5 protein-coding genes are annotated in these 6,236 nt (G+C 52.4%); all 5 read right to left on the bottom strand.

Translation table 11 applies throughout. The annotated features are described in order from the left end of the window. Positions 1–103: 103 nt before the first annotated feature. Positions 104–337 (bottom strand): hypothetical protein, encoded by a 234-nt coding sequence (locus AK963_RS24340; protein WP_066017986.1) that lies wholly within the window; start codon positions 335–337, stop codon positions 104–106. Between the two features lie 104 nt (positions 338–441). After that, complete coding sequence (locus AK963_RS24335) at positions 442–2,301, bottom strand: hypothetical protein (protein ID WP_066017985.1); 1,860 nt, start codon at positions 2,299–2,301, stop codon at positions 442–444. Then, entirely contained in the window at positions 2,298–3,068 is a 771-nt protein-coding gene (locus tag AK963_RS24330; protein ID WP_066017984.1) for a hypothetical protein, read from the bottom strand. The genes AK963_RS24335 and AK963_RS24330 overlap by 4 nt, the downstream gene beginning before the upstream one ends. Then, entirely contained in the window at positions 3,068–4,057 is a 990-nt protein-coding gene (locus AK963_RS24325) for a hypothetical protein (protein ID WP_066017983.1), read from the bottom strand. Before AK963_RS24325 ends, AK963_RS24330 begins: the two co-directional genes overlap by 1 nt. After that, a partial coding sequence (locus AK963_RS33550) for a hypothetical protein (protein WP_202969850.1) occupies positions 4,057–6,236 on the bottom strand: 2,180 nt, incomplete at its 5' end. The genes AK963_RS33550 and AK963_RS24325, both read right to left, overlap by 1 nt.

Here is a 6,236-nt window from a genome sequence, read left to right as displayed (position 1 = left end):
TTCGTCAAAATACCCCCTTTCAAGTCTCTCATACCGTAGCGTTTGAACCTTTGATGACATTTTACGATGAACACAACAGACCATTATGCATTGCTGATATTGATTAAACCTCTACCTCATACTGCGCTAGACTCGGCGCAGTACCTTTTATCTCCCCATCCTGAATAAATGCCTTCTGTCCGGTAGAAATTGACTCTCCCTTGACCGTAATGACCGAACCATCACGGAGCGTTGCCTGACTGGTGCCATTACCGTTGTTGGCTGCAATGGTGGCGATAACTCTGATGCCTTCAGGTAAGAGCGCCTTAAATTGTTGCCAGATATTGGTGGTTGCCATTGCTATTTTTCCCTGTGCTATTCTTTTAAATGTGCCTGCTGTTAATCCATATCCAGCAGCTGCAAAAGTCCCGGACGACTCCTCCGTTTATCCGGGCACTAATTCTAATAGTGACGTTCTAAATCAACCGATTGAATAACGGTTCCCACGCCACTGGCACTGATACTGGTCGCCAGACAAAGGGCTTGCCAGTTTCCCGTTATATCCTGAACCTCGACCAGCATACCCGGCTCAATTAACCCGGGTGCGGTGTTGGTGTCCGTCAATGGTAGCTCGATGGTGGTAATGCTCTGGTTGCCACCCTTGGCGAGCTCATTTCGGCCACGCTCGGTATTGACCTGCGTTTCGGTAAGCCAGTCTTCGAGAATATCGGGAGCAGGATTATTGCCACTGCTTCCGGTTCGTTTGACGTTGACCGCAACGCCTGCATTGGTGCCGGAAACATAAACCGCATTGTAAGCCTGCTCTGGCCGCCAGTTGGCACTCAAGCTAATGACCATACTTGCCGGAACGATCTTATCCATTGTGGCAGTATTCCAGTGCCAAGGGCTGGCAGGATAACGGGGCTGAATGCTCACCTGGTCGTTATCACGACTTGGGATGATCACCGATCCAGCTGTAGTTGTGATCTTGGCCACGACCTGCATAGCGGTCTGGTTCTGATAGCTGAACGAACCTCCGGGCATGATCCAATCGGGTGTGCTGTAGTCGTTCAGGTTAGGGTAGGTTGCCGTAAAGCCAGTGTTAGTCAGTTCTTCGGTAATGGCCTGTTTGGCGTTGAGGTTGGCGCTGTTGCTCTTGCTTCGCTGTGGCGCATAAGGCGATGCCAAAAGCTGCGTTCGACTGCTGCCATAAAGGGTGTAACGCTCATCCCCGAACCGTCGGTTTGTGCTGTAACGCTCAATAATGAAGATCCACTTCCAGCCGTTGATATCCACCTCGATCTGTTTTGGACCATTCTCGTCCGGTTCCACCAGTGCGATATTGGAAGCGCCCCAAAGCTCTCCGGTAAAGCTCCATGAGAAGCTATCAATATCCAGACTGATCTCCATTGATGGCAGTTCGAGCGGTGTCCGGGCAGGCAATACGACAGTGGTGATAATATTCATTAGCAGATAACTCTCCCTGATCGCTGGTTGCTCTGGCTCCGGCTTAACAATAATGTTCGGGTCTGTCTCACCGCCATAGTTGCCGGTTACGCTCTCATCCTTGGCTTTCTGGCCGATACCCCACGGCAAAATGACCGGCTGATCCTCGGCTCGGTTGCTCTGGAAGATAAAGCGCCGTTGGCTATCAATGGGGACAGCTGCGGGTTCTTCGTCAAAGGCTCCAATCTGGAAAAACACCGAGCCGTTAGCCTGCGGCTGATATTCCCGATCCTGAAAGGTAAAGTTCAGCGGTTGCAGTGGATGAATGTAAGCAGGGCTTTTCCACTTTCTTGAGCCGTATAAATCAACCGACTGCATGCCTTCAGAAACGTTGCTATCCCGCTCCGTTGGATGATTCCAAGGGGAGGCCTGCCCCTGATCCTGCGCTTGAATGCTTTTATCCCACGCACTCTGCTTGCCGCTTTCCTTGGGTTCTGGCTGCTGCCAACGGCCGCCGGTTGACACTTCTTTCTTCTGACTCTGGCCATGACTAAAACCGACTTCAACTTCCTTTTTCGCCACCGCTCCCCAAAATACTCCGAACGGTGTGGCTTCCAGAGGCTTTGCCTGCTGGCTCGTTTGCTGCCGGGTAGTGCTAACAGGGCGACTGCTGGCATAGATCGCAGAAAAGCCCTGCTGCCGACTGACCGCCCCTTGCCATTGACTTTCATAAGGGCGAACCAATCCGGGAGGCGGAGCAAAATAAATCAGCCCCTTACCGTCAAAAGAAAAGTCAGCAATAGCCGACGATGACACGGCATAGGGAGCCCCGGTCCACCGGAACTCTGCGCTGTCGGTAGGAACCTCATAACTCATAGCAAGGGTTCTGCTTTGATGGGACCGTGTGCCAGAGGCCGATAGAAAGGAATGGCTCGCAGGGTAATATCCCCTTCAATGGTGCGGGTGTGAGTCGTGCCGGTATCAATCCACCACTCCGGTTCGGTGGCGGGTAAGGTGCCGCCAACTTCGACCCGGTAAACGTGACCATTAGGAACAGTTGGATGAATCAGATCACCTTGTACAACTGAAGCGGTGGCGGTAAAGGGCACACCGTATTCGTCTATTGCCAGTACAAAGGTATCGCCGCCTTCGGTCAGCACGTCCAGCGTATAGCTGCCGGTTTCTGCGTTGCTGGTGGTATCCCCAGTTACTGACCATGAACCATCGGGCTTATGCTCAATGGCCACCAGTTGCCTTGCTGCGGGTTCGGCCTGATTATCCAGCACTCGTTCTACTTTGCCGCTGATGGTGGCAGGATCACCGGTTGGCGCACCACCGCCTCCACTGGTGCTGATCGCCAGTTCATAGGCCACCACGTTATCCGGGGTAATCAACTCACTGCTGAACGGTCGCCCTTCGTGGGTAATCAGCAGGCAGAGGTTTTTATCCGCCAGCAAGGCTGGCAGGTTCTTCATCACGATCTGTCCATTGTCCGCTTTGGTGGCTACCAGATAACGGGTATTCAAGGGCTGATAGAGTTCAACAACACCGTTATAGGGCAAGCCATCCACGGTGAGCGTTGCAGCAACAGTAGTGTTGTAGGGCTTCGGTATGCTCAGCTGCTCAATTCGGCACTCCTGCATCACCACTCCCCCGTCAGTTTCACAAAGCAGTTGATGTTGTCATTGATGTTTCTCGCTCGCTTGATGGTGAAGTAATCCTCACCCTCTACTGTGACAACCTGACAAAAGTTTCTGCCGGATGAACTATTACTCTGGTTCAACCATGGGAACAGACTGTATACCCCCCGAAGACGAAAGCTGTGTTGATAATCCAGAATCAAAAACGCTTCTGATCGCAGCTGAACAGCACTCTCAAACGTAGCAATGTCTTTTTCGGTGTAGTTGTAGGAAATAGGCGAATCTGCCATCAAGAACTGGGTCATGGAGTGAATATCACTTTCGCTCCATAACTCCCCCGGCACTTGTGTCACCGGTCGGTCATTGGCATTGTTGCTGGCTGTGGTGGACAGATTAAAAGAGCCATGAGTCTCTACACTGTAACTGCCTTCGTTATCCAGGGTTCCCGGATACATATTCGGAGCAACCAATCCCCACGCTTTGGGATTGCTGCCAGCAGCCACCTCAAAGTCGCCGACATAAATGGCGACGGGACCGTACCGGTTGAAATAACCGGCTGAGAGGGTGTCCACATAACCGCTGTAAAAGACAAAGATCAGCGTTCGTTCATCGCCGATGGCGTGCCAGCGTTGTGTGCCACCGTGGGTTTGTGTCACGGCAGCGATCTGGCTGTATCCCGCGTAACTTTCCGGGCTGGTCACAACATCGGCAATCTGCATTTTGAACCCTTGCTGCTGATTACCGTCAGACTCCACGATCAGGTACATATCGTCCTGATGGGCTGAATGATTTTTGTACACGGTGCGGTTACTGTCCGGCACCGTCGAGGTCATTTCCTTTGTCCAGCCAAATCCCGGTTTACTGCCGTATCCGGTCACTAAAATCGCATCGAGTACTTCTATGATGGAATTTTTATAAGCGCCATAACCACCGCTTAAATACTTAAACTCCGGGGCACCTGAATCGTTCCAGCTGTAGTATTGAACCGGCATCAGTCAGCATCCCCCCTGATTTGAAGCGTAAAATCATCATTGGTTTCTGTTCCCTGACCTGAAAGCACTGTCCTGCAAATCCAGACCGGCGCAAGGCATCCATCGGTATTGAACCGGATAGCGTTGCCCACTGCCCAACCGCTGCCCCAACCATCGGCTCGCAGAGTAAAGTAAGGCACGCCTGCTTCCGGATTAATGGGTGCGGTGTCCGAGGCTGTGGTGCCGGTTGCTATGATCCCGAGCTTTTCTTCAACAATCTGAAAGGCTGAACCACTGGTGAAGATGATCGCCCACTTCCCGTAAATCGAACCTTTGTTGGTGGTTTCCACCGGATAGTTGATGGTGTTGTATTGGGCGGTGGTCTGGTCACCGATCCGGTTGTCTGTCCAGTTCGGGTCGCCGTTATCCCATACCTTCTGGCTGAAAAAGTTTTTTACTCTCGCCTGAAGATCGCCATACACGACCGCACTGCTTACTGTGGCTTCGGTTGCGGGTAAATCCCAAGGGACAGGCGAAATAATAGAAAGGTCGCCGTTGATCTGAACGTCACTTAACACGCTCATGTGCTCGACCCGATCCTTAATAGTGAAAGGTGCAGATAGAGGGTTACTGCCAGCATCAATCAGGCTCAACGGATCGGCAAAGGTAACGGTTCCAGCCTCTCTATCGACGGTGTATTGGTCGCTGGCCAGCACAGCCCCGCTGCTATCTTCCACCACGATTTCTGCCTGATGGTCACGAGCCAGGTTAATCACCTGACCGGCGGTTGGTGTACCTGCATCGGTGCTTGCCGTGTGGCTGATGACCACAATATCCCCGGCACGATAGATAGGCACCTTGCCATCGGGAGGGAGACGAACCGGATCGAGCCCGATCAATTCCGCATCGAGCGGCAAGCTGGTTTCTACGACACAGTTATAACGAACACTCTGCGGGATAACGTAGATCGGCGTCTTTTCAGGAGAGCTGCCATCGGTAAACTGAAGCTCACACCAGCCTGTGGTTACGTCTATTTTTCCGACCACTTCTGCGGTATTGAACTCACCATTAAAATCCGCCGTGGCCGTGATAATCTCCCCGTTATCCACCCGAACCGCTGTCAGCTGCAAACTGCCCTGACGGATCGGAGCACCGGGAGTACGGAAAGCGACCGCATCAATCTTAAAACCAACGCCAACGGTGGCCGCTGCCTGAATGGTTGCGGTGATGACCGATCCCTCTGGATAGCTCGCCAGTGTCGCCATACCTCCGCTGTAGTCAACCCTGCCGACCTGAACCCCGGCGTTGGTTTCAGTGCTCAGGTTTTTATAGAGAGAACCGTCGCGATCAAAATAGGTTTCACCGTTCCATTCAAAGATCACGCTGCCGGGGAGCAGGACGGTATTGTCCATCAAGGGCAGCAGATCAATGGTCAGTTCTGGTGAGGTAATGTTCTCGTTATACGGTGCATGAGCAAGGTTGCTCGCCTGTGCAATGGCCGTAATGGTGCTGCCGTTAAAGGTTTGGGTTTTGGAGGTGTTGGTTACGTCCAGTTTTCGAACGTAACCATTAAACGTCTGCTTGATGACGTATTCAGGATAGCTGTACTGCTCCAACGCCAGAATGTTAAACGCCCCGGTCTGGTAATCAATGCTGCCTGTCACCCCACGCCAGCCACCCGTTGTATCGTCGCTGATTTGTTTAGCCACATTCCGGGTGGTTTCATAGGTTGTCCAGTCATCCTCGTTTCTGGTTTCGCTCGGCACATTGGATAACTGCTCGACCAGAAATTGCAGCTGGATAGAACCGGGAAGCAATGGAGCGCCGGGAATGGTGCCACTCATAACGCCTTGTCCATCAACCGAGACAATCACCTCGCCACCGGCACCTTCTTCATAGGTCAGTTGAATCTCGGTGCCGCTGTCCGGCAGAAAATCCAGCTTAAAGCTCAATTCGCCGGGAGCGTAGTGAATAGCTCCGTTACCATCACCAGTGAGAAGCCCATTGGCCTGATCGGTCAGGGTTTTATTCTCACCAGAGGAAACATACGTCACCGTCATCGAGCCGGGTTTAATGCCGGGTTTCTCGACGGTATGCCGGAAGGTCATATCATCCACAGACACAGAGCCGGTTCGGATAGTGACCTCATCATCATTCTGCGCCACATAGCTAAAGACAATGGCACTGTCAGGATCAGGCA

Origin of the sequence: Endozoicomonas atrinae, from assembly GCF_001647025.1 — a bacterium.
Lineage (GTDB): Bacteria > Pseudomonadota > Gammaproteobacteria > Pseudomonadales > Endozoicomonadaceae > Endozoicomonas > Endozoicomonas atrinae.
The sequence above is the reverse complement of the archived record's forward strand: the minus strand, read 5'-3'. Positions and strand labels throughout refer to the sequence as shown.